Genomic DNA, 24,438 nt, shown 5'->3' with positions numbered 1-24,438 from the left:
ATGATCCGGCAGGCAAAAGGTCCAAATCAGGTGTGGTACCATGGTATTGGCCGCGCGTCATGCACCAAGGTTTGCTGACCCTTCGCGGCCGATACCTGACAACCACCCTGAGCGATGATCTGCACGGAGCCTCGAACGATGGAGGCGCGGCAGCATGAATCGTGAGGAGGAAAAAAGATGAATTCGATTTTGCAGTATTCCATTCTGGGGAACACCGTCAAGGACTACGCCATCGTGGCGGCCCTGCTTCTGGGCGGTATTCTCGTTCTCGCCATTCTTAGGAAAATTGTGATCAGCCGGCTGAAAAAATTCGCGGCCCGGACGGAGACCACCCTGGACGACATCATCATCCAGCTCGTGGAAAAGATGGTCGTGCCTCTGCTTTATGTCGGCCTGCTTTACTTTTCCCTGCGAACCCTTCAACTCCATGAGCAGGTTCTCCGGGGCATCAATATCGCGGGGATCTTTCTTTTGACCTTCATCGGGGTCAAATCGATCACAACCCTGCTTGAATACATGATCCGCCAGGCTGTGGTGAACCGCGAGGAAACGGGAAGGGAGGAAAGAGAGCGGAAGGTCCGCGGACTCCTGCCTGCCCTGAAAATTATGGTCTGGGGTCTGGGACTGGTTTTCCTGCTGGATAACCTGGGCTTTAAGATTTCTACGGTGATCGCCGGTCTCGGAATCGGAGGTGTGGCCGTGGCTCTCGCGGCACAGGCGGTTCTGGGAGATCTCTTTTCCTATTTCTCCGTTCTTTTTGATCAGCCCTTCGAAGTCGGTGATTTCATTATCGTCGGCGATCACATGGGAGTCGTGGAATACATCGGAATCAAGACGACGAGATTACGAAGCCTGAGCGGCGAACAGCTCATCTTTTCCAACTCGGATCTTACCGGTTCCCGGATTCGTAACTACAAGAGAATGCAGCAGCGCCGGGTTCTCTTCACGATCGGAGTCACGTACGACACTCCCCTGGAGAAGCTGAAGGCCATTCCGGGAACGATCCAGTCGATTATCCAGTCTCAGGACGATACCGTGTTCGACCGCTCCCACTTTGCCTCCTTTGGCGATTCTTCGCTGAAGGTCGAGACGGTTTACTACGTCAACGGAAACGACTACGCCAAGTACATGAATATCCAACAGGCCATCAACCTGGCGTTGATGGAAAACTTTAAAGCGGAAGGTATCGAGTTTGCATTCCCCACGCAGACGATCTATATCAATTCAACTGAGGATCCAAAGGAATTGTAAGCAGATCCGCTAATCGGAACGCTATTTCCGGGTCAGGGCCGCCACGTTTTCCTTCGTGAAGCGTTTGGCCAGTTCCACGGCGGGTTGATCGAATGTGGATACACCCAAATGGAGCGAGGCGGCATGGGTGAGGCACATCAGCGTCATCAGCAGTCCGCCGATCGTGGACCGGTCGTTGGCCTTCGTTTGCAGAAAGAGACGGTTGACCTTTCTCTCTTCCAATGCCGCATAGAGGCCGCGTGCGGCTGCCCCCAGGTAGTCGGAGACAGATAGATCGGGAAGGTTCAGGGAAGCATCACCCACCCGGGGTGAATGGTCTTCCGGAGCGTACCAGACCCACGTTGTGGTCGCCTCAGGAACATCCAGGATCATCTGAAGGACCGAATGCTGATCTGCGGTGCCCCGGGCAGGGGAGGGAAACTGGCCGAATTTCGCGTCTTTTCCCAGAGATTCAGCCCATAGCTGACAGAACCAGGCCGCCGTCGGGGCAAGATGAGCTCCATACGTAAAGAGGGTCAGGGGAGTGTGCGGACGGGAAAGGAGCACGGCAAGGCATTTCAGGAAGTATTCCCTTCCAGGCGACGTTTCCAGGGTGTTGCACGTCGCCAGGGCGCCGTCCAGCAGGGGCAGGGGATCGATGCCCGCCAGGTGAAGGGGCAGGGATCCTACGGAGGAAAAGACCGAGAATCGTCCCGACAGGTCCTCGGGCATGGGTATGATCCGGATCTTTCTTTCCGAGGCCCACGCACCCAGGGTCCCGGAAGGTTTTGCCGTGACAACCGCCACACGTGAAGGGGCTTCATTTCCCCGGACTTCCTCCAGGATGGGGTAGAGGAAAGAGAGCATGGAGAGGGTTTCCAGGGTCCCCCCGCTCTTGGAAATGGGCACCAGGATGACCGGCTCCGACCGGATCAGCCGCTCCGCTTCCCTGAAGAGCTTTGAATCGAGGTTGTCCACGAAGAAAAAGCGGTCTTCCTTTCCAAGATACGTCGCAATCGCCCGGGTACCCAGGATCGATCCGCCCATTCCCAGGACCAGGATCCGGGAAGATTGAGGAGCGTGCGCGGAAAAATCACGGATTTCCTCGAGTCCCTGACGCTCCCGGGCTACACGAAGGTAGGGACGGTCCGCGTGAAAGAGTCCGTCAAGCGCCTTCTCCGGCAAAGGAAAATCAATGGAAGGGGTGGTGATCGTTACCATTCGAGCTTGGACTCCTTCCAGTCTTTCAAAAAGCGGTCAAGGCCGTTGTCGGTCAGGGGATGGCTGAAGAGCTGTTTCAGGACGCTGAAGGGCATCGTGGACACATGGGCGCCCATGAGGGCCGCCCGCTTGACGTGGATTGGATTTCGGATCGAGGCCACCAGGACTTCGGTTGTGAATCCGTAATTGTCATAGATGTTCAGGATTTCCTCCACGAGGGCCATGCCGTCATGGTTGATGTCGTCCAGCCTTCCGACGAAGGGGCTTACATAGCTGGCTCCGGCCTTCGCGGCGAGGAGAGCCTGGTTGGAGGAGAAGATGAGGGTGACATTGGTCGGAATTCCCAGCGAGGAAAGCAGTTGGACGGCTCGCACGCCATCCGGAGTGAAGGGAATCTTTACAACCACATTGGGCGCGATGTCGGCAAGAATTTTGGCTTCCTTCACCATTTCATCGGTCGTGGTCGCCAGAACTTCCGCGCTCACTGGACCGTCGGTGACGGCGCAGATCTCCTTGATCACATCACGGAACTTCTTTCCCGTCTTGGCTACCAGGGAAGGGTTGGTGGTTACGCCGTCCAGCAGGCCCCATTCGTGAGCCTTTTTAATCTCGTCAACAATCGCCGTGTCCAGAAAAAACTTCACGTTTCACCTCCTTGGAACGATCCCCTATTGTACCCCAGAACCGCCCTTCTCTGAACGTCTTGAAGTCGAGGAGTCGGTTGGCGGGATACAGGAGTATGAGATTGTATCATGTGATATGTGAGTCATTTAAAAGTATGCCATTTGGGGTGCGAAGGGGTTGGCCGGGGCTCGGGAATTGTGTGGTATCATCGAAGTGAAGACGTGCACAAGGAGGGATCCGCCATGCGTTCCGTACTCGTGATTTTGATGATGACCCTGGCCCTGGGAGGCTGCAAGCCGAAGAGCGAAGAGGGCAGCGCCGTGCCCGAGCGTACCATCGCTGACAGGATGGCACGGTATGTTCCGGTAGAGATTGCCTGGAACCGTGCGGCCCTCAGTGAGGAAGACCATGCCGTGCTCGCAAAGCTCGTTGAGGCAGCCAGGATCATGGACGATATCTTCCTCAGGCAGGTCGACCCCAGAAACCCGGAATGGCTGGCCGGCATCACCGACCCGGTGACCCGTGACTATTTCTGGCTGAACTTCGGGCCCTGGGACCGCCTGGATGGGGACGAACCCTTCATCGGAACTGTGACGAAACCTGCCGGTGCCGGTTTTTATCCTCCCGATCTCACCAAAGAGGATTTTGAAGCCTATCTGGAAAGCCATCCGGAGGAAAAGGAAGCCCTGATCGATCCCTACACGATCGTCCGCCGGGAAGGGGATAAGCTTGTCGCGATTCCCTACTCTGAAGCCTTCAAAGAGGAACTGGCACATGCCGCCGATCTTCTGAAGGAGGCCGCGGCCCTGACGAAAAATGCCTCGTTGAAATCTTTCCTGCTCTCCCGTGCCGGTGCCTTTATGACCGATAAGTACACGCCTTCGGAACGGGACTGGATGGACATCCGTGACTCCGTCATCGATCCCACCATCGGGCCTTACGAGGTTTATGAGGACGGCCTGATGTCCTACAAGACGGCCTTTGAAGCCTTTATCTCCATCGTGGAGATGGAGGAGTCAAAGAAGCTGGACATGGTGGCAGATCATTTAGAGGACATGGAAGCCAACCTGCCTCTGCCCAAAGAACTCGCCTCGCCGCCGAGGGGAAGCGAGTCGCCGATTCGCGTCGTGAACCTGGTGTACTCCGGGGGTGACACGAAGGCGGGGGTGCAGACGATCGCTTACAACCTGCCCAATGATGAAGAGGTGAGGAAGGAGAAGGGCAGTAAAAAGGTAATGATGAAAAACGTGATCGAGGCCAAGTTCAGAGGCATTCTCAAACCCATCGCCGAAGAGCTGGTCTGGCCCGATCAGGCTGCCTCTGTCTCCCCGGAAGGCTTCTTCAACAATACGCTCTTTCATGAAATTTCCCACGGGCTGGGACCTGGAATCCTGGAAAAGAACGGTGAAAAGACGACCGTTTCCAAGGAACTCAAGGAACTCTATCCCGCCATCGAGGAGGCCAAGGCCGACGTGATGGGACTGTACAACGTCCTCTATCTCGTGGATAAGGGCGTTCTCCCGGAAGCTTTGAAGACCGAATCTCCCAGAACCTACCTGGCGGGAATGTTCCGTTCGATTCGGTTCGGCGTGGAGGAGGCCCATGGCCAGGGGGTGGCCCTGGAATTCAATTACCTGAAAGAAAAGGGTGCTTTTCAGCGGTCGGATTGCGGACACTATACCGTGAACGAAGAAACCTTTCCCGAGCATCTGAAAAGCCTTCTTGAAATGATCCTTCTTGTCGAAGCGAAGGGCGATTATCAGGGAGCAGCCGATCTTCTGAAAAAGTACGGCCACCTTACCCCGCAGATGAAGAAAGACTTGGAGCGACTGAAGGATATTCCGGTCGATATCCGACCTGTATTTATCCTGCCCTAGGAGGTAACCATGGACTGGGTCAACGCCTTTCGAGAAGCCCTGTTAGCACTGGATGTTCCTGATTCCTGGCAGATCCAACTGGGTGGAAGTGAGGCCTACCATAGAAAGAAAGGCCGCTGGGTGGAAGTCGATCCGTCCGATGTCGAGGGGAGGATGCTGGAAAATGAAGAAATTAAACTGGTCCCTCACATCGGGGATCTTCACCTTGCCGTCTATTTCATTCCCAGGATGACTCTTGTTGTCAACGAGAAGACGGAGACTCACCTGGCCCGCCACATCACCATTACCATGAGGCCCTATTACCATTCGAAGACGGAAGAAGATGCCGTGGGTCTCTTCTGGAAGGAATATGGAGGGGTGGTTGCCCTGTTGGAAGATTATGACTATGAACTTCGCAACCAGGACGTCGATTTCATTGACGATGACCCTGAGGTTAATTACTTTGTCGATACCTCCTTCTGGAAATCTCTTCGAGACTGCAGTGCCGATGAAGTTATCCAGGAGTTTGTCCGCCTTTCCACGGCGTTAGCGGAAGAGCTCCTGGTCGATGATCCGTAACCTCTTACTCGATTTTCTCCGGGAATCCTGGCATCTCTTCTGTGAGGTCAGCCCCTTTCTGATCCTGGGTTTCTTTTTTGCAGGGCTGATCCATGTCTTTATCGGAAAGGAAACCATCCGACGCCATCTGGGCGGACCGGGGTTTATCAAGGTACTCAAATCGGTGATTCTCGGGATTCCCCTCCCGATCTGTTCCTGCGGGGTGATTCCCCTGGCCGCATCTCTGCGTCGGGAGGGAGCCTCCAAGGCTTCCGTACTCTCCTTTCTCTTTGCGACGCCGGTAACCGGTGTCGACTCCATTCTGGCCACCTATGCATTCCTTGGCGCACTCTTCGCGGTCTTTCGACCCCTTGCCGCCCTGCTCGGCGGCATTCTGATCGGTCTGGCCAGCCTCTTCGTGGAAAGGGAGCCGGCCGTCGATCTTCCTCCTGTCGTTGCTCCGACAAAATCCACAGGGCACAAAATCCGTGAGGTCTTCACCTATGGGTTTCTCACCCTTCCCGAAGAGCTGGGTCGATGGCTGATTGCCGGGATTCTCCTGGGTGGGCTGATTTCCGCCATCATCCCCGCCGATTTCGGTCAGCAATACCTGTCCGACCCCTGGGTAGCCTACCCCCTGATGCTCCTCATCTCGGTACCCATCTATGTATGCGCCACCGGCTCCATTCCCATTGCCGCGGCGCTGATCTGGAAAGGACTCCTGCCGGGAGCAGCTCTGACGTTCCTGATCGCCGGCCCTGCGACCAATACGGTCAATGCCGCTTTTGTCTGGAAAGAGATGGGGAAGAAGCAGTTCGCCATGTATCTGACCATGATTGTTATATTCTCCACCGCCATGGGTCTGCTCTTCGATGCGATCTGGGTGGCGTCGGGGACCGGTTCGGAAATGCTCCACGGAGCGGGTGAACATTTACCTCTTCACATCGGTCTGATTTCCTCCCTTATTCTCCTCCCTCTGCTCCTGCGAGCCTATATTCCGCACCGGAGCTCGATGGCCATGCCGGTCGATGTTGAAAACGGTCAAGAATTTTCCATTCAGGGAATGACCTGTCAGGGATGCGTCAGTACCGTGAACCGGGCCATTCGCAAGGTAAACGGAGTCGAGACTGTATCAGTCGATCTGCGAGAGGGACAGGCAACCGTGACCGGGGATTTTGATGCTGAAGAGTTGGTCAGAGCCGTACAGGAAGCCGGGTACCGGGCTTCAAAAACCTCGTAGCCGTTTCTCGATCATTCCTGCTATCATATCTTCATGGTCGCCAAACCCAAGGACCTGGCCCTCTGGAGAAAGACGCTCCTTAGAAGTATTAAGCGGGAAATTCGGGAAGTTCTGGGCCCCAGGCCGGAGGCGATTGAGCGCTACTATGCCGCCTACAAACGGCTGTTTCGTGTGGCAAAATACAAGCGGTGCAGTGCGGATTGGGTCCTCCAGCACGTTCCTGGATTTCCCCTGATCTACCTCGGGGACTTCCACACACTGCCCCGATCCCAGACTTCCCATCTGCAGGTGCTGACCTCGATCCTGGAACACTGGAACGCGCCGATTCTCCTCATGGAGATGTTTGCTTCGGCGGATCAGCGAATCCTCGACGCCTTTCTGGATGGAACGATCGATGAAGAATCATTCCTCCAGGAAATTCGGTACCAGCAGTCCTGGGGGTTCCGGTGGTACCACTACCGCGATATTTTGAATCTTGCCCGTCAGCATGGATTGCGTGTCATCGGGATGAACCTCAAACAGAACGCCTCTCTGGAACAGAGAGACGAACACTTTGCCCGAATTGTCGCTTCCCGTCTGAAGGAACGAGACGGTCAGCCCATTGTTGTGATCGTCGGGGACCTCCATCTTGCGCCCACGCACCTTCCCGCCCGTGTCCAGGCTCTGGATCCCGAGGCTCCGCCTTCCATCACGATCTATCAGAACTCGGAGACGATCTACCTCAAAGAGATGGATCGAGGCGAGTCGGACAGCCTGGAAGCCGTGGACCTGGGACAGAATCGCTACTGTCTCTTTAACACCCCTCCCTGGGTCAAGATGGAATCCTACCTGAACTGGGTTCAAAATTCCGAAGAGCTGCTAAGTCGGGAGCTTGGAGAGAGCAATGGGGAAGGCCTGGAATACGATCACCAGGTGACGATGCTGACGACTCATCTCGCCGGTTTTTTTGGTGTTCGCCCTGTTGATCCCGATCAGCTGGATATTTCCGTCATGGAGGATATCGATTTTCTTCCTCCACTTCTGAATATTTTTCAGAGTTATCCCTTCTTTCATCTTCTCCAGGAACACCGGTCCTTCTACGTGCCGGGGGAGGACATTATGTACCTCCCCAACCTCAATCTGAACTATGCGACCGCGGAAATTGTCCGGGCCCTCCTGTGCCATCACCACGGGTATAAGACCCGGCACTTCTATCGATCCGGGTACTTTTTCCGGCGGGTCCTCTATCTGGCAGAGGGATATTTCGCGACGCGGATCATCAATCCACTTTACCGTCTGGAAGCTCCGGAGGATACGCAGGACAAGCTGGCGCGGGAAGGAGATCGAAGATCGACCCGGAAGCTGAAGCCTCTCCGCCGCGGCAATCGTCTTGCCGGTTTGTACTGGCGGTTCATGGTACACGGAGAAGGAAGATCTCCCTACGATAGCGCCGAGGCCAATCGACGCGATGCGGAGCAGGGATACCGGGTCAGCATGCTTCTGGGCAACTGGACGGCCCACCGCATGTACGAAGCCTTCACGGCGGGTAACCTGGCGGCGGACACGATCCGGGATGCCTTTCCCCTCCCGGGAGACAGGGAAACCGACTCCCTTCAGACCCTCCGTTCCCTGATCCTCCGCTGATCCACTAACTATTACATAATAAAGAAGATAATTTAGATTGACGGACAAGATTTTCCCATAGTATGATGCCTTCAGGAGGGTCTATGAACCGACAATGGATTGGGATGATGGTGATGTTGTGCATCACTACCATGGGATTATTGGCGCAGGACTGCCCTGAGTTGCTGTCTACAATGGAGTATTCAGATAATTCATTAGCTATAGTGATGCAGAATGAGAATGTTGTATTTATTGCTGATCAACCAAACGTTATAGAAAAATATAACATTTCATCCAATCAACTCATTTTTTCATCATCTTATCAGACTGAAGGGTCTAATTGGTTTCCGAAAATTGATGTTGATTCTAATCGAGTAGCTTGGTATGGATGGGGAAATAATTGGGAAGTCGGTCGTATTTACTTGATCGACTTTACATCCATTAATCCTTATAAGATTGGTGAATATATTTTCCAGGATTTGGCAGAAGATGATTGTGTAGAAATAATTTATAGAAATGATATGGTTTATGTTCTAACTTACACAAAAACCTATATTATTGATTTCAGTAATCCCTCTTTACCATGGTTACGGAGTGAATGGGGATCTTCTTATACTATAAACTATGATTTTAAATTGGTTGGATCCTATTTGTATACATTAGTAGCGGATGAAATATGGGGGTCTCAGATTGTAATCCACGATATTACGAATTTAGATAATCCGACACAACTATCTATTACACCGTGCAATACAAATGGAGGTCAGCTGGCGGTTTCAGAAAGTCGCGCATATGTCGTTGGAGATAAGATAGCCGTCGTCGATATCTCAGACCCTGTATACCCAACTTTAGAAAATGTGTTTCCTTTTGCGTACGATTTACAATGGGCTTATGTAATTGAGGAATTAGAGATAAATCAGAATTACCTAATGGTTTCACAATATTATATAACCTTGAGAGAAGATAGTTTAAGGGATGGAATTGATCAACCAAGGATCGCCATTTATGATTTAACAAATCCGGACAACCCAAACTACATAGGATTCTATGATACAACTCCAATATGCGGATCAAATTGTTCAGCAGCTTCTATGTTCGGACATTACATCGTTACCACTGAACCTTATTATCCATACGCCATTACTCTCCTCGATCTTTCCGGTTGTGGGGGAGGAGCAAAGCCTAACCTGACCTGGTACACGCCCTCCGCATGGGGTGAGGCGGCTGCTTTTTTCGATTATCCTGGAGCCTCTGGAAACCAGGTTCCACCAATGCGGTATGGGTACGGTGCCTACTTTCCCCATATGTATTTTGGGAATGACGGAAATGCAGCAACGAGTAGAGATTTCAAGATTAATATTTATTTAAATGGAGATTTTTATAGAGATATTAGTCATACTGCATTAATCGGGGCAGGAAGTTCCTTCGCATCCTGGATACCGGACCCAATTACGCTTGAACCGGGTTATTATAACTTCAGGTTTGTCCTGGACCCCAATAATGTTATTGAGGAAATCGATGAAAACGACAACGAGATTGATTTTTCCCTTTACTGGATAACACCACGTACGATGTCCTGTTCCACACAAACCATCACATCCGGCCAGACCCTTTCCGGTGTGTTGACCTCTGGAGACTGTACGGATGCTCACCGGGGACCTTACTTCTTCACAGACGGATATTCCTTTTCTGGAAAGATCGGGGATACGGTCACCATCACGATGACGAGAACCGATAATAACCTCGATCCTTTTCTCTATCTCTCCGATCCATCGGGTGAGGTCCGGGAATTCAATGATGATGGACCGAATGGAAACATTTCTTCTGTGCTGACCAAAACCCTGGATGCGACGGGAACCTGGATAATCGAAGCCGCATCCTGTTATGCCTATACTCAAACCCATGGAACCGGTTCGTATACGATCAACCTGCAAATATCCTCAGGCGGGGGTGGGGCCGACGATCTCAAGCTTTATTATGTTTCTGTCAATGATGGGAGCCCGATCAGCGCCGGAGAATTTTTCTACGTCGACCTGAAGGTGACCAATCTTGGAAGTTCGACCTATCCGGGGGGGGGAGTCTATGTCGCTGTATCTTCTGTAGATATTCATGGAACAGGAAACGATACACCGATGTTTATCCGGTATCCCAATGCGAATCGCCTTTACTTTGACAAATGGAAATACCTCATATCCGTTCCTTCCCTTGCGCCTGGTGTGACAAGCCCCCTTATTCGGGCAGAGGGTTTTATGGTGAAGGATCCCATATACGCAGATGCCGTGGATGTCGAGCTGATCGATTTTATTACAAATGAAGCCATCGACAGTCGTGAGGAAATTGTCGAGGTCACCCCCAACTTTAAGGCTGTTCAGAACTGCCTTATGGAACTGGTTTCACCGCTGGCCTGCCCGGTGGAAAAGATCAAAAACAAAATAGAAATGGCAAAAAATGCTGTTACAGTGGGGGAGATTATATCCGGTGTTGAAAATGCTTCGAATGGAAACAATGCCGCGGCCATCATGAATGTGTTCAATATTTTTGAGGACCAGGTTACGATGTGCCCAAAGTCGACATACGATGCGGTCTTTAACATGTTCATTACCGAAATCTATAACCATATCCTGAACGGCGGGGGATGCGCAGACGCAATTTCAAATGCAATCAGTTACGCGACGGAGCTGTCGTGGAAGGGTGCCAACATCCTGGCAGACTATTACGATGAAACCATATATAACATGCAATATGTTTTTTCTTTAGGCACGATGATTATCAAGGATCAGTTCGGGGGCTCGATCCTCACAGTCAACCAGGACGGAACTCTGACGACACCTTACCCCGATACGAATTTTGGATTTCATGCCGCGGAATCGACTTTTGGTATGTTTCCCGATATCAATTGCCCGATCTTTACCGTCGACTTTATCTCGGCTTCTGCCTGTTCTGAACCGGTTTCAAGCATGAACACCTGCAGCATGTACAACGAAACCACGCGCACTATGGAACCCGTTCCCATTCTTACCTATTACCGGGTGAATCTCCAGGCGGGAGATCGCATCCAGTATTCCGTGGCCAATGGAAAGGGAGGAACGCTTAATGTGGACAGGGGAAATAACGGTTCATACGACCTGACCGTCAGTCCAACACACGTCATCCTTGACAAAGTTTCCCTGGATCTGGATATGCCGTACGAATACCTCATCCCGGCCAGTGCCAGGGCGAGCGGAGCCTCCCAGACCGACTGGTACACGGACGTGGTTCTCTATAACGAGCAGTCTTCGGACAACGTCTCGTACGGATTTTTCCTGAAGAATGGGCAGGATAACCGAACTTCAGAAGGCATCCCGATTCCTCTCAAGTCGGGTCGTTCAATGAAAATGACCAACATGGTCCAGTATTTTTTCACGGAAGAAGAAACTCCGGGATCGATTCTTCTGAAAAGCACGACACCGCTTTCCGTAAGCTCGCGAACTTACAATGTCACCGACCTTGGGACCTATGGTCAGTACATCCCCGGATATTCCAGGGATGATGCACTGACAACGTCGATCCATGCACGTCTGGTGCAGCTTGTCAGCAACAGCGCCTACAGGACGAACATCGGACTGGCCAGCATGTCCGACAAAACCACGACCGTCAATATTGATCTTTACAGGGGAACCGGAACGCTCATCGGTTCGAAGGAAATCACCCTGAAACCTTACGAATATCTCCAGGATGACCGGATTATCGAGGACATCACCTCGGAATCGATCAGCGATGCCTTTGCCATCGTATCCAGCTCCACCCAGGGATGTGCATACTTTGCGTATGCCTCGGTTGTGGATAATGAATCCGGGGATCCAATCTTTATCCCCGCGATTCGAGAGGATCGGTATAGGACATTGGTGGACCAGAATTTCCACTTCGCTTCTGAGGATCCATTATCAGCCTATACTTCGCCGGACGGAGAAACCCGCAGTGAATCGGCTATATACGCCGATCGTCAGGATTGTCCCGAATATCGGGGCAGGTATACCGGGTCTGATTACGCAAAAGCCGTATCTGTCTCCGGGACATATGTCTATTCGGCATACAATGAAGCGGGGTTCCGGGTCATTGATATTTCAAATCCGGCGAACCCCGTGAAGGTGGGGGAGGTGAACACCGCCGGACAGGCGGCCAGTCTGGATGTCAGCGGAACAACCGCCTTTCTGGGTGAATGGGGAACCAGCCCCGGTCTTCGGGTGATAAATATCTCCAGCCCAGAGCAGCCTGTAATGTCCGGATCTGTTTCCAGTTCCTGGGGACTTGTGGATATTGCCTATCAATCCGGATATGTGTATGCGGCAGGCCAGGATCATGGGTTCAAGGTGTTTGACGTTCGTAACTCACAGCCTGCCGAAGTGGACAGCCTGGATACGAATCCTCCGAATGGTGTGGATGTAGAGAATCAATATGCCTATCTGGCCACCTTTGATATGGCCGCCATGAAGGGGAAAGTCGTTGTCATCAATATCGCAAACCCGGCAAATGTTTTGGCCATGACATCCTTTCAGACGAGGGGAATGGCCCTTGATATCGTAGTTTCGAACAACCTGGCATACGTGGCGGACGGTGCCAGCGGGCTGTCGATATATGATGTTGCCTCACCAACCTCCCCGAAGCTGAAGGGGTATTTTTCTACGACCGGATCAGCCAGGAACGTTTTTCTCCACCAGAATACGGCCTATGTGGCCGTAAGCAAGAAGGGACTCTGGGTTCTCGATGTCAGTGATCCTTCTTCACCCGTTGAATTGGGACATTACGATTCTACGGGGGACAACTTCTGGGTGTCCGCCGATTCTTCCCACGCGGCGGTAGCGGATGGATCTGCAGGTGTGTATATCCTGGATGTCCAATCCTGCGGAGGTGGTTCCGGTGAAGCGCCCGTCGCGGATTTTTCCTGGACGCCCTCCATTCCGAATGTGGGCCAGAGCGTCACATTCACTGACCATTCTACTGGCTCCCCCGTGTCGTGGTCGTGGAATTTCGGTGATGGCTCCACGTCTTCGTCTCAAAATCCAACGCACAGTTTTAGCAACTCCGGATCCTTCTCGATATCTCTGCATGTGACCAATGATTATGGTTCAGATACGGGAACAAAATCCATCACAGTCACCGGAGGATCGGCAGGACAAACCTATGATTACGTTTTTCCCGCTTCAGCGAAGAAGGCGGGAGCGTACGGTACAAATTGGGTTACCGACCTGGTTCTTCACAATCCAGGTTCAAATACGGCGTCGATACAGGCCTATTTCCTTGAAGCTGGACAGAACAACAGCAATGCTGTGCCAAAATCGATTACAGTCAATGCCGGAACTTCTAAAAAATACAACGATATCATCAATATGTTTTTTGAAAGACAGGAAGTTTTTGGTGCCATCCTGATGAAATCTTCGATCCCGATCATGGGTACATCCAGAACGTATAACGACCAGGGAACGGAGGGGACGTACGGCCAGTTCATTCAACCTGTCCGGTGGGAAGAAAGTACCCCCTTCGGTTCATCTGGAACGGCAATTATCCAGTTGTCAAAAGATGAGAATTATCGTACAAATCTCGGTCTGGTAAATGCCTCAACGTCACAAATCGTTATCGATGCTGTGCTCTATCGGGAAAGTGGTGAACGGATTGGAACGGTGCAATTTACGCTCAAGCCCATGGAGTACTGGCAGGAAGCAAACATATTTAACCGGGTTACGACAGAAAATATTGAAAATGGATATGCAAGAATTTCCACAGCCACTCCTGGAGGAACATTCTTTGCCTATGCTTCGGTCGTGGATAACCGGACAGGGGATCCGATCTTTATCCCGAGCCGATAATAAGGAAATGGTTTGGACTGCGGTTGTTTTTGGCTTATCTCAGGAAAAACTTCCTGGTGAAATTCAGATCTTCCTGCAGGAAACAGGTACCCGATGTGCCTTAAGTATAAACCGGGGCAGGATTGCTCGTGTGGTATAGTGGGGACCGTATCTTTCTGTGGGGGATCGATCCTTATATGATTCAGGATATTGCCTTACTATTGCATCCCCTGCAACAAATGGAGGTTTTTCATGAATCAACAGCAGGAATCTAAAAAGATGGCCATGGAAGTCAACGGCCGTCCCATTTCCTTCGAGGAAATCGAAATGCAGACACGACTCTTCCTACTGGAACAGGCTCACTCGGGGAAAGCGCGGCCGGATATAAAGGAAATTGACCAGCTGCGCCAGCGCGCGATCGAAGCCCTGGTCCAGAATCGTCTTCTTAAATCAGCCAGTGCGCGGGAGGGTCTCGAGGTAGAGGATTCCAGAATGAAGGCCGTTCTGGATGAAATTATTTCAAGTATTGGATCCGACGAAAAGCTGACAACCTTTCTTCAGGAAGCAGGAATATCTCGAGATTTCTACGACGGGCAGATCCGGGATAACCTTCTTATTCAGGATTACCTGGCCTTAATCGCCAGGGAGGTAGAGGATCCGACGGAGGAGGAAGTCAAGGCGTTTTATGAAGAAAACAAAGCCGAATTCAAGCTCCCCGAGCAGATTCGAGCCAGCCATATCCTGGTAAAAAGTGATGAGAAGGATTCGGAGGAAGAGAAACAATTGGCCCGTGAGAAGGCAGAAGCTATTCTGCGAAGAATTGAGGAAGGGACAGACTTTGCGGGTCTGGCTCGAAGTACCTCGGATTGTCCGAGCGCTTCCGAAGGCGGTGACCTGAGCTTCTTCCATCGCGGACAGATGGTTCGTGCCTTTGAGGATGCGGCATTTGGATTGAATGTCGGTGAAACCTCAGGAATCGTCTCAACCCGGTTTGGATATCACATCATTACAAAAACGGATGAAATGGCACCCCGCGACCTCTCATTCGAAGAAGGTAGAGATAAGATCGTCACTTTTATTCGGGAGGAACGGACCCGAAAGGCAATCCAGGACCACATCCTCCGGCTCCGTGAAGAGGCGGAAATCGTGTATCACGCTTCCACAGAGTCCCGGATTATCCAACCCTGACAGACGTTTTTTTGCCTAAACGTCGACGAGGACCGAGTAGCGGTAGCCCAACGTTATCGATTTACCGGCCGGCACAACAAGATCCCAGGTCAGTTCGTTCCGTTTGTTGACGGACCATACACCTTCTTCACGCAGGGTGATGGAGGGATTTTCCTCTGCCTCCAGAAGATCGCCGGAAAATCTCCGCCGGATCACAACCCGAGCGTCACGGTTTCTGCGATTTTCAAGGATAAGGGTCCCCTTCACAGAAGTTCGCCGGAAATCATCGCCGCCAATGTAAATCACCTCCCGCGTTCCCTCTTCCTCGGTCTCCGTGGTCCGGGTCTTGATGCTCAACGCCTTTGTGATATGGAACGTGGTCTCATCGCCGGGATTGACCCACGTTGAGACCTGCTGTCCGAGAAATCGATCTCCGGCTATGATGGCAGCGGGAGCTGTCGTCATCGGAAAGGGGAGAGGATTGTTGAAAATCAGGGCATCCCACGCAGAATCCTGATAGGCATCGGGATCATCCCGCCGCTGGTATTCCTCGATTGTTCGTCCGTCAGCCCTGCGGGTGTCCGGAATGGTCCACTCCACGATACGCTCGTAGGAAGCCCTTCCGATTGCGGTCGTAAGAAAGAGCGCTTCCCCCGTGCGGAGAGACCGCTTCCCTGCGGGTTGATAATGGATGTCGGGTCCATCCCCGGAAAGCCCGGCCGAAGGATCGAAGGCTCCCGACGAAGACGTATCGGGTAGAGCGATCTGCTGTGTCATGACGTTGGATGTAACTGCATGGCCTGGAGTAATACGCCGGTTAAGCTGATTAAAAAAATCTGACAGGGAGTTCGAAGGAACAAGGGGGGATATCACGTGGCCGAAGGATATGTTCGGGAAACCGGATATGAGAAGGAGTTCCGTGTTGTCCAGGTCGCTCAGTTCATTCCGAATCACGGCCGTCTGTTCGATTGTCAGAGTTTTTGGATCGGTTACATCCACCCGGTAGGCAGGGGCCCAGGACAATCCCCGGGTAAGATAGTGAAGCCGGACCGGGAGCGGAGATTTCTTTTCATCCGAAGCCGAGATTTCCAGCACTGGAATGGAACGCCTTACCGTTCGAACAGGATCGGAAATCTCTGTGTAGGCTACGACAGAGGGGTCAATCCTGACCTGCCCCCGGTCGGTTTCAAGAATGAAGGGTAAGGATGGAACCGAAGATTGTGGAGACGGATAGTGGCTGGAATACAGGTAGGAATTTGCTGAATAGTCGCGACTCCATGAGGGCTGCACGGGAGACGTTCCGCTGGAAACAACCCTACCTGATATCGGGGATAGACCCGACTCTCGAAAAAAGACCGTCACCTTTCGCCCCGTCATGGATGCCGAACCATCTGTCACCTGGACTTCCTTCTCCATGGTCGTGGTGCGGAGTGTGACCCCGGTGTCTCCTTCTACCCAGAGGGTTGCGTGGAGGGGCTCGGGGATCGGGGAGAGATAAAATGACCCGTTTCCCGGCAGTTTAGCCTCCATCGTGATAAGGGCGATCCCGTTCTTGAAAAGTCCTGCGGAAACAATGGTTCCCTTCACTTCTGCCTGTCCCATGATCAGACAGGAAAAACCGAGAATAGCAAGACTGAAGCTTATGAGCTTTTTCATTGAATCCTCCTCCGATCTGCTCTGTTATGAGTGTACCATTCAAGCGGGCAAGGCGGAATTGGATCGCCAGGGGGATGAATCTACTCTTGGATGGAGAGGGGATGACACATCTGCAATTGGTTGTCGAATGACAAGAGGTTGAATTTTCAAATTATGGTCCATCGAATGGTCTAGTATGTTCTCTCTCACGATCCGTGCAACCGGATATACTTAAGAATTCAAATCCTGATCTTCCTTCTGCCAGAATGATAGTATCATTATGCACAGTAACATCATAGGGAACTCCTGGCGAAGTGTAGAACGCCATTTCCACTGGATAGGATGGATCAGTAACATTGAGAATACTCATCCCATTATATTCATCAATTGAACCCCCATCCCAGATACCGGCTGGTGGATTTACTGATACCAACGCATAATCCCCGGAGACTTCCACTCTCACCGCCTGACCTTTTAACCTGTATTGACCGACATAGATCGGTTCAGCTGGATTGGAGACATCATATATCCTTAGTGATCCACCGTAATCATCTTTATTCCTAAATGGGGAGCGCGATCGATTCATTAGAGGATAACCAATAGCTGCGTAAGCGTAAGGACCCGAACATGCAACATCATACGCGTATGCAACACTTAATCGTCCCAAACTTCTTGGGCTGTGAGGATCAGAGATGTCGATGATGTTGACTCCGTTGTAACCATTCGATAGGTAGATTACATTCCCATCCAAAGTTACGTTTCGACAGCCCCCGGACGTACTGTACGTTGCAACCTCTTCTGGGTTTGTCGGGTCTGCTATGCTGATAACCCGCAACCCATAGTTGAAGTCTGAGATAAAGGCGTACTCACCGCTTACCACTACCCCGGATGCTTTTCCCTCCGTACTATAACTGCCGATTACCATGGGATTTTCAGGATCACTTACGTCAACGATCTGTAGTCCCGCATCGTAAGCTGCCACATACGCAAGGTTTTCTACGACCTCAATACTGTTGCATGTGCCATAAGATGCAAATGGTACGGTACCCAGATAATTTGGTCTTTCTGTTTCGGTGATATCCACTGTATGTAATCCGCCGTATGATGCCACATAGCCGATGTTTCCTGACACCTTTATAGCTACGGTTGCATCAATTTCGTCGTAAAATCCTACTTCACAAGGATATGTGATCTCTGATAGATCAAATATTCGCAGACCTAAACTGCTTGCAGCAATGAATGCTTTATTGTCGGAGACAACAATATCTTCCGCTCTATATGTTTCACTGGAACTCCCTACAATCACAGGTGCATGGGGGTCTGAGATGTCCAGAACCATAAGATAATGATCGGTAAACAGGACTGTGTTATTCATCACTGAGACATTATTTACGTATGCGTCAGGTGAATAGGCACTCACCTCCACGGGATTTGTCGGATCGGAAACATCGATGAAGCGTAATCCCTTCCATCCAAACGCCATGATGATTATGTCACCGCTTTTTGCGATACCCTTACATACAAATTCTTGGTAGCTCCCGACTTCTTGCGGTTGCGATGGATCAGAGATGTCCAGGATCAGTAGTCCGGGATAGGATGTTGCCAGGTAGGCGTAGGAACCTGAGACAACCACATCAGAGACATCTTCATAACCCACAAGATCATAATGCCCTGTTTCAAAGGGGTTTGTTGGATCGCTCCAGTCAATAATACGAAGTCCGTTCATGTAATTCGCCAGATAGATGTACTCTCCTTTGACATCGATAGCACTGGCTAAAGGTGCGGTCTGCATCCTTCCAACGAGAACAGGCTGCTCCGGGTTGGAAATGTCTACAATGACTACTCCCTTGTAGTCAATGGCTGCAATTAAATAGGAGCCTGAAATTTCAATATCAGTGACGATGCCATCTACCGGAATATAAGACAGTTGTATTGGATATTGAGGGTCGGTGACATCTGCCGCGATTATGGAGGCACCACTCCCGAAATATGCAATATTGCCATCTACACCTACGGAATACGATGGACCGAAAGGCCACCGACGAAGTACCTCTGGGCAGTCTGCAGGATAGAGTGATAAGGAAAGAAATAAGCCACAGCAGAAGAAAATAATTACGTTCTTCATGTTCTCATCCCAACTGGAGCATATCCTAAGTCTTCCATATTGACCTGCTCCCCGATAACCGACCAGGATTTGGGTCCATCGTAACACAGAACTGGGGAAGAGGAGGCTGTCCGCGATGTCAGTGTATGATCTTCGATTGTGCAGTAAATTGTGCAGTAACACAGGGGAAAGAATGAGAAATACGGGAGAACATCACAGAGACTGAACCAGCCTAACGTAAGGAAACAGAGAATAATAGATAAGAAAAGAAAGAATCAGTACCAATAATGAATGTACGTACGATTCAAGCGGACAAGGTGGAATTGGATCGCCAGGGGGATGGATCTGCTCTTGGATGGAGAGGGGATGACACATCTGCAATTGGTTGTTAGACGACAAGAGGGCCTTCCATGCTGCCTTGAAAACATTGACAAAGAAACAGGGGTTGATATTGGAGATCGACCTAATAGATAATATGAGGTATCGATATGGGGCAATCAAATGTGTACTATTCTGCTCACGAACGTGTCACTTGTCCAGTAGTCCTCACATTTGCGGACACATATTTCTTTTTGCCTCTAGTCGGTTATACAAATGCTTTGCTCGACTTTCTATTACAAAAAATCGACAGTACTATTATAATGGATTTGGATCTTATTATTTTTCATGATAACGGCCCAAGAAATCCATGCGTGAAACAAGAACATTTTAGCAGTTGCACTTATTTTCCAGATGGTACAGTAAACCAGAATAAACGTGAACTTCATGTATATATTTATGAATCCTTTTATTGCGCTATTCATTATTCTTATTCTGATTCCTTTATAGGTAAGTGGTTTAGAATTCTTGATATTATATATTTTTATTTGCATGGACATGCCATATTTGAATTGGCCCTATTAGAGGCGATCATGCTATTCAGAAATGAGCATTTAAACTTGAATATGCCCCAAGAACCACTCTCTCAAGAGGCAAAAGATTTGTTGTTAAAGTATCACGTTTTCAAATATGGAAAATATGCTAAATTTAAATATGTTACTTTATATCACATGTATTTTATAAGATTTATATTCGCAAAATCCAGATTAATAAAATGGATGAAAAGAGTGGAAGATGAACATAAAAAGACATAGGGCTAATACAAAGCGCGAGAAAACGGTTAATCAAATATGATTGAAAAAACGGAATAATTGGTAGCGAAGACAGCGGAACTTGAACCTAAGATCAAAAGAAGTATTATTAAGCTGTATGAGCGACAAAGTCCAAAAACGATCATGAGAAAAACCTTGAACGCTCAATGATGGGCCATCTAATTTCTATTTTTCCTCATTTGTTTCGACTTCTCGAACCATTTCTGAGCTTCAATTTCATTATCCATAACTGCGCTGTGAAAGTGGGCAATATCTTCGACAACTTCAACATTCATAGGATCAAGTTCGAGTGCTCTCAGGTAGCAATTGAGTGCCTCATCTAAAGAGTAAGGAGTCTCTTCTGGGCCAAGTAGAATGAGATGAGCCCTTTGCTGCCACAGGGATGCTGATTCCGGATGCTTTTGCACTGCAATGTCAATAAGCCTAATCGCTTCTAGAGGAACTTCAACGCTTATGTCGAGCATCAATTTGGCTATGGCGTCTTTGTACTCCTGTTCGGTCATTGCTTAAGAATAACATTGTGTATATTGAACTGCAAAGTATGTTCGAGGAATTCGGACGTGCAGAACTCTTAGATGGCTGGGGATATGAGTATCTGTACCAGTCAAAAGGGGATTCCTATATTCTCGTGGGCCTTGGCAGTGATCACGAGCCAGATGGAATTGACAACTGGGCATTAAGAGAGTCGGGAAAAGACCTCATGTCTGTAAGTGGGTAATGGACAGTAGACCAAGTTGTCTCCGATAAGGGGAATAACAGAGGGGCAGGAAAATAACCTCTATGAGGCTCTCAAGTGAGCAAATTATCTATAACTCCAATTATGGTGTCTGTTTCTGGAATTAAAATGTTCTTCACCTTCTTAATTTTTATATCCGACCTTTGATCCACTCATAACGAATCCACCTCTTTAAAGCTAATTCTGTGACTAGATCAAAGGCTTCTCTTGAGACAGCCATTTGGCGTGAGTCATCATGAAATTGCAGGATTTTCCGGTCTTGATAGAAGATTGAGAAATTCACTATAGATGCAAGGTTCTTCCTCGTGCACCAACGATCAATTGTGCTAATTGGGTCCGTTACCTCTATGTCCTCAATGTATACAACAGCACCATGAAAGTGATTCAGGAACTCTTTAATCACCAAGGATGTTTTCGTTGTAGTAACCCATAGCACTTCTTGATCAGCAAATGCAAAAGTGCGATAGACTCTCAGAAATATATCCGTAATACCCATTCGTATTAAGTCTACAAAGAGGTAGGAAGGATGTCAAATGAATTAGGATATTGAGTAGAAAAGAAATAAGCTCTGGTAAATCTGAGGGATTGTCAATGTCCTCTTTCAGTCTTCAGATGCATTAACTTGGACATCAAAAAGAAAAAATTTTTCTCACCCTGCATTTTACGCACCGATCCCACTCCCGATACACATGTTGTCTGGCCCGGATGGATCAAGTACAATGAATCTGCATGATTCAGACCGAAGAAACGGGGGGAGCCAGCCAGGCCTCACTGGAAGATCTGAAGCTCTCCCATGCCTTCCTGAACATTCTGATCTCGGGCTACCGGGGTAAGGAAGCCTGTGCCGGAGTGGCGGAACAACTGGGGCAAGACCCTCTGGAGTCGATGGATCTGGACTACATTACCAAGGTAATCCGGATTGTCGAACTCTGGATCGAAGATCTCTGGCAGGGGAAGACCATTCTCACCCATCAGAATCCATCGGAAACATCAGGGGAGGGAGTGACCACCCTTGAGCTCTTTGGCCGCCTTCGCAAGGAACTGGTGGCTGAAGCGTCCAGAGTTCGAAGGATCCTTCAGCGGCTGGAGTCTCTCCGGGACCCCGGAAACTGTGCATCTATTCTGACGGCGCTGACCCGGGTCATTCATTCCCGTTACCATTATCTGAAGGGGATTGCGGAATTTTCTGAACATTTCGAACATTCTCACGATTCTTTGCGCTGGCGTCAGCATCTTGCACTTTGTGAGCAGGAAGTTCTCCGGCTTCGAAACTTTGTGGAGACTCATTCACCTCTTGAAACGGTTTCCAATGGATTTCTGGAACAACTTGAAGAAATGTCTATGACCCTGACCGGAACGATTCGGTCACAGGTTCACGATATGGATCTCTGTATGGGCAGGTATGCCGGTGTGCTCACCTATTTTCAGGCAGGGATCGATGATATCGAGGCAGAGATCTGGAACGCGAGGGGCTTCACACCGGAATCCGCAGGATATTGGCAGGCATTCGAATTCACTGCAGAAGAGGCTCAATCCTGGGTCGATGGAGGCTTTGACGATCCAGCGATCGCCGGGACATGGAAGTCCCTGGGGTTTGGTATCGGGGACGCACGGGTCTGGAGTGAGAAAGGATTTCTCGCCCGGGAAGCCAGGGACTGGAAAGAAGCAGGATATATCACCCGGGGTGCGGAAACGGAAAGTGAGGACAGCGGGTTCTCCGCGGCCGATCTCCGGCACTGGTTTACGCGGCTGGCGGATCGCCCGTCCGATATGATCCGGGGATATACACCTCCCGATTCTCGCGAGGAAGACGAAGAGGAGCCGCCGGCCACAGATTCCGATCGTTCTTGACAGCCCGGAGGACGGGTTCTATGATAGATCGTTACAGAATTCACAATCTCGCTCCAGGAGGCTGCACATGTCAGTAAGGATCACGGGGAAAGACCTGACCATTGAAGCGGTCGTTCGTGTTGCAAGGCACGGCGAAGAGGTTGTATTGGATGAGACGGCTCTGGATCGAATCAAGTACTGCCGGGGTCTGCTGGACCGTAAGGTTGAAGCAAGGGAGATCATGTACGGTGTCAATACGGGCATCGGAGAGTTCTCCGAAGTGGTCCTTTCCGATGAGCAGGTGATGGAGTTTCAGAAGTATCTGATTTACAACCATGCCGCAGGAATCGGGGAGCCGTGTCCCATCGAACACGTGCGGGCGGCCATGCTGTCCCGTATCAATGTCCATGCCATTGGCCACTCCGGGTGCAGGCCGGAGATTACGAAAACCTATATCGATATGCTGAATCGGGGTGTGACTCCCGTTGTATGCCGGAAGGGAAGCGTGGGTGCGTGCGGGGATCTTTCTCCCATGAGTCAGATTGCCCTGAGCCTGATGGGGGAGGGGGAAGCCTTCTACGAGGGGGAGAGGATGGCCACCCGGTCGGCGATGGAGAAGGCCGGCATCCCGGTTCCGGGCCTGCGGGCCAGGGATGGCCTGGCGGCCATTAACGGCTCCAACCTCATCACTGGAATCGGTTGTCTTCTCCTTTACGATATGGAACGGTGGATCGCCCAGGCCGAAATCGCTGCCGCGATGAGCCTGGAGGCTCTCCTGGCCAACCTGAAACCCTACGATCCGAAACTCCATCAGCTGAGAGGGTTTCATGGAGCGCAGACCACGGCAGCCAATATCCGGAAGGTGATCGAAGGATCGGACCTGCAGACGGGGAAGCTCAAGGTCAAGGTGCAGGATGCCTACTCTATGCGCTCCACGCCGCAGGTCATCGGCGCGGTCCGGGATCAGATGGCCTACACGAGGAAGCAGTTTGAGATCGAACTGAACGGCGTGGCGGACAACCCCATCTTTCTGCCCGACGAAGATCGGGTCCTTACAGGCGCCAATTTCCAGGGGACCCCCATCTCGATGCCGCTTGATGTCGCGGGTGCGGGAATCACGATGATCTCGGTCCTGTCGGAACGCCGCCTCAACCGCCTGCTGAACCCGGCCCTGTCCGTCGGCCTCCCGGCCTTCCTTACAAAGGGAGCCGGTATGTTCTCCGGCCACATGTTGAGCCAGTACACGGCCGACATGATGATCGTGGAGCAGAGGATTCTTTCCAATCCTTCCTACGTCCAGTCGATTCCGGCAGCAGCCGACCAGGAAGACTTTGTTTCCATGGGCATGAATGCGGCGCTGAAGACTTTGCAGATCCTGGATAATGCACGAGGTGTCCTGGGGATTGAGTTCATTGCCGCGGCCCAGGGCCTGGACTTCCGGGAATTCGATCCCGGAAAGGGAACCCGTGCCGCCCATTCCGCCATTCGAAAGGTCGTGGAACACCTCGATGTGGACCGCCCGCTCTTTACGGATCATAACAATATGATGGCGGCTGTCAGAGACTGCTCGGTCCTGGAGGCGGTAGAAACGGCTGTCGGGCCGATGGGAACCTCCTGGTCCTGATTCGTATGCCAGGTGGGAGAATTTGTGAAACTCTCCCA

15 protein-coding genes are annotated in these 24,438 nt (G+C 50.8%); 10 read left to right on the top strand and 5 right to left on the bottom strand.

Features of this window, described 5'->3' with window-relative positions; translation table 11 throughout:
* The first annotated feature begins 177 nt into the window (after nucleotides 1–177).
* Nucleotides 178–1,251 (top strand): mechanosensitive ion channel family protein, encoded by a 1,074-nt coding sequence (locus PLD04_09595; GenBank protein HXK68585.1) that lies wholly within the window; start codon nucleotides 178–180, stop codon nucleotides 1,249–1,251.
* A gap of 21 nt (nucleotides 1,252–1,272) precedes the next feature.
* Here the strand turns inward: PLD04_09595 and PLD04_09590 are convergent, their stop codons facing one another.
* The gene (locus tag PLD04_09590) at nucleotides 1,273–2,451 is read right to left on the bottom strand and encodes a hypothetical protein (GenBank protein HXK68584.1); all 1,179 of its coding nucleotides are present in this window, start codon (nucleotides 2,449–2,451) and stop codon (nucleotides 1,273–1,275) included.
* The gene (gene fsa, locus PLD04_09585) at nucleotides 2,445–3,095 is read right to left on the bottom strand and encodes a fructose-6-phosphate aldolase (protein ID HXK68583.1); all 651 of its coding nucleotides are present in this window, start codon (nucleotides 3,093–3,095) and stop codon (nucleotides 2,445–2,447) included. Before fsa ends, PLD04_09590 begins: the two co-directional genes overlap by 7 nt.
* A 222-nt stretch (nucleotides 3,096–3,317) precedes the next feature.
* On the opposite strand from fsa, the gene PLD04_09580 reads away from it, so the two are divergent.
* The 6 genes from PLD04_09580 (at nucleotide 3,318) to PLD04_09555 (ending at nucleotide 15,341) form a co-directional block, all read left to right on the top strand.
* On the top strand, nucleotides 3,318–4,952 hold the full coding sequence (locus PLD04_09580) for a peptidase (GenBank protein ID HXK68582.1): 1,635 nt from the start codon (nucleotides 3,318–3,320) through the stop codon (nucleotides 4,950–4,952).
* A gap of 9 nt (nucleotides 4,953–4,961) precedes the next feature.
* On the top strand, nucleotides 4,962–5,510 hold the full coding sequence (locus tag PLD04_09575; GenBank protein HXK68581.1) for a hypothetical protein: 549 nt from the start codon (nucleotides 4,962–4,964) through the stop codon (nucleotides 5,508–5,510).
* The gene (locus tag PLD04_09570; protein ID HXK68580.1) at nucleotides 5,500–6,729 is read left to right on the top strand and encodes a permease; all 1,230 of its coding nucleotides are present in this window, start codon (nucleotides 5,500–5,502) and stop codon (nucleotides 6,727–6,729) included. Before PLD04_09575 ends, PLD04_09570 begins: the two co-directional genes overlap by 11 nt.
* Nucleotides 6,730–6,762: 33 nt before the next feature.
* Nucleotides 6,763–8,352: a ChaN family lipoprotein gene (locus PLD04_09565; GenBank protein ID HXK68579.1), complete on the top strand. Its 1,590-nt coding sequence runs from the start codon at nucleotides 6,763–6,765 to the stop codon at nucleotides 8,350–8,352.
* Nucleotides 8,353–9,902: 1,550 nt separating this feature from the next.
* Nucleotides 9,903–14,174 carry a PKD domain-containing protein gene (locus PLD04_09560; protein ID HXK68578.1) on the top strand — a complete coding sequence of 1,424 codons (4,272 nt, stop codon included), beginning with the start codon at nucleotides 9,903–9,905 and terminating at the stop codon, nucleotides 14,172–14,174.
* Between the two features lie 231 nt (nucleotides 14,175–14,405).
* Nucleotides 14,406–15,341 (top strand): peptidylprolyl isomerase, encoded by a 936-nt coding sequence (locus PLD04_09555; protein ID HXK68577.1) that lies wholly within the window; start codon nucleotides 14,406–14,408, stop codon nucleotides 15,339–15,341.
* A 15-nt stretch (nucleotides 15,342–15,356) separates the two neighbouring features.
* Here PLD04_09555 and PLD04_09550 read toward each other — a convergent pair whose 3' ends face one another.
* Both PLD04_09550 and PLD04_09545 read right to left on the bottom strand, forming a co-directional pair.
* Entirely contained in the window at nucleotides 15,357–16,976 is a 1,620-nt protein-coding gene (locus tag PLD04_09550) for a hypothetical protein (GenBank protein HXK68576.1), read from the bottom strand.
* A 151-nt stretch (nucleotides 16,977–17,127) separates the two neighbouring features.
* Nucleotides 17,128–19,080 (bottom strand): hypothetical protein, encoded by a 1,953-nt coding sequence (locus tag PLD04_09545; GenBank protein HXK68575.1) that lies wholly within the window; start codon nucleotides 19,078–19,080, stop codon nucleotides 17,128–17,130.
* 467 nt (nucleotides 19,081–19,547) lie between these two features.
* Here PLD04_09545 and PLD04_09540 point away from each other — a divergent pair, with 467 nt between their 5' ends.
* On the top strand, nucleotides 19,548–20,192 hold the full coding sequence (locus tag PLD04_09540; GenBank protein HXK68574.1) for a hypothetical protein: 645 nt from the start codon (nucleotides 19,548–19,550) through the stop codon (nucleotides 20,190–20,192).
* 176 nt (nucleotides 20,193–20,368) lie between these two features.
* On the opposite strand, the gene PLD04_09535 is transcribed toward PLD04_09540, so the two are convergent.
* Nucleotides 20,369–20,713: a hypothetical protein gene (locus PLD04_09535; GenBank protein HXK68573.1), complete on the bottom strand. Its 345-nt coding sequence runs from the start codon at nucleotides 20,711–20,713 to the stop codon at nucleotides 20,369–20,371.
* Between the two features lie 962 nt (nucleotides 20,714–21,675).
* On the opposite strand from PLD04_09535, the gene PLD04_09530 reads away from it, so the two are divergent.
* Together PLD04_09530 and PLD04_09525 are read left to right on the top strand one after the other, a co-directional pair.
* Nucleotides 21,676–22,797 (top strand): hypothetical protein, encoded by a 1,122-nt coding sequence (locus PLD04_09530; protein HXK68572.1) that lies wholly within the window; start codon nucleotides 21,676–21,678, stop codon nucleotides 22,795–22,797.
* A gap of 67 nt (nucleotides 22,798–22,864) precedes the next feature.
* Entirely contained in the window at nucleotides 22,865–24,400 is a 1,536-nt protein-coding gene (locus PLD04_09525; protein HXK68571.1) for an aromatic amino acid ammonia-lyase, read from the top strand.
* The last annotated feature ends 38 nt before the right edge of the window (nucleotides 24,401–24,438 follow it).

This window comes from Thermoanaerobaculia bacterium (assembly GCA_035593605.1).
In the GTDB taxonomy this organism is placed as follows: domain Bacteria; phylum Acidobacteriota; class Thermoanaerobaculia; order UBA2201; family DAOSWS01; genus DAOSWS01.
This window is presented reverse-complemented; position numbering and strand designations above follow the sequence as displayed.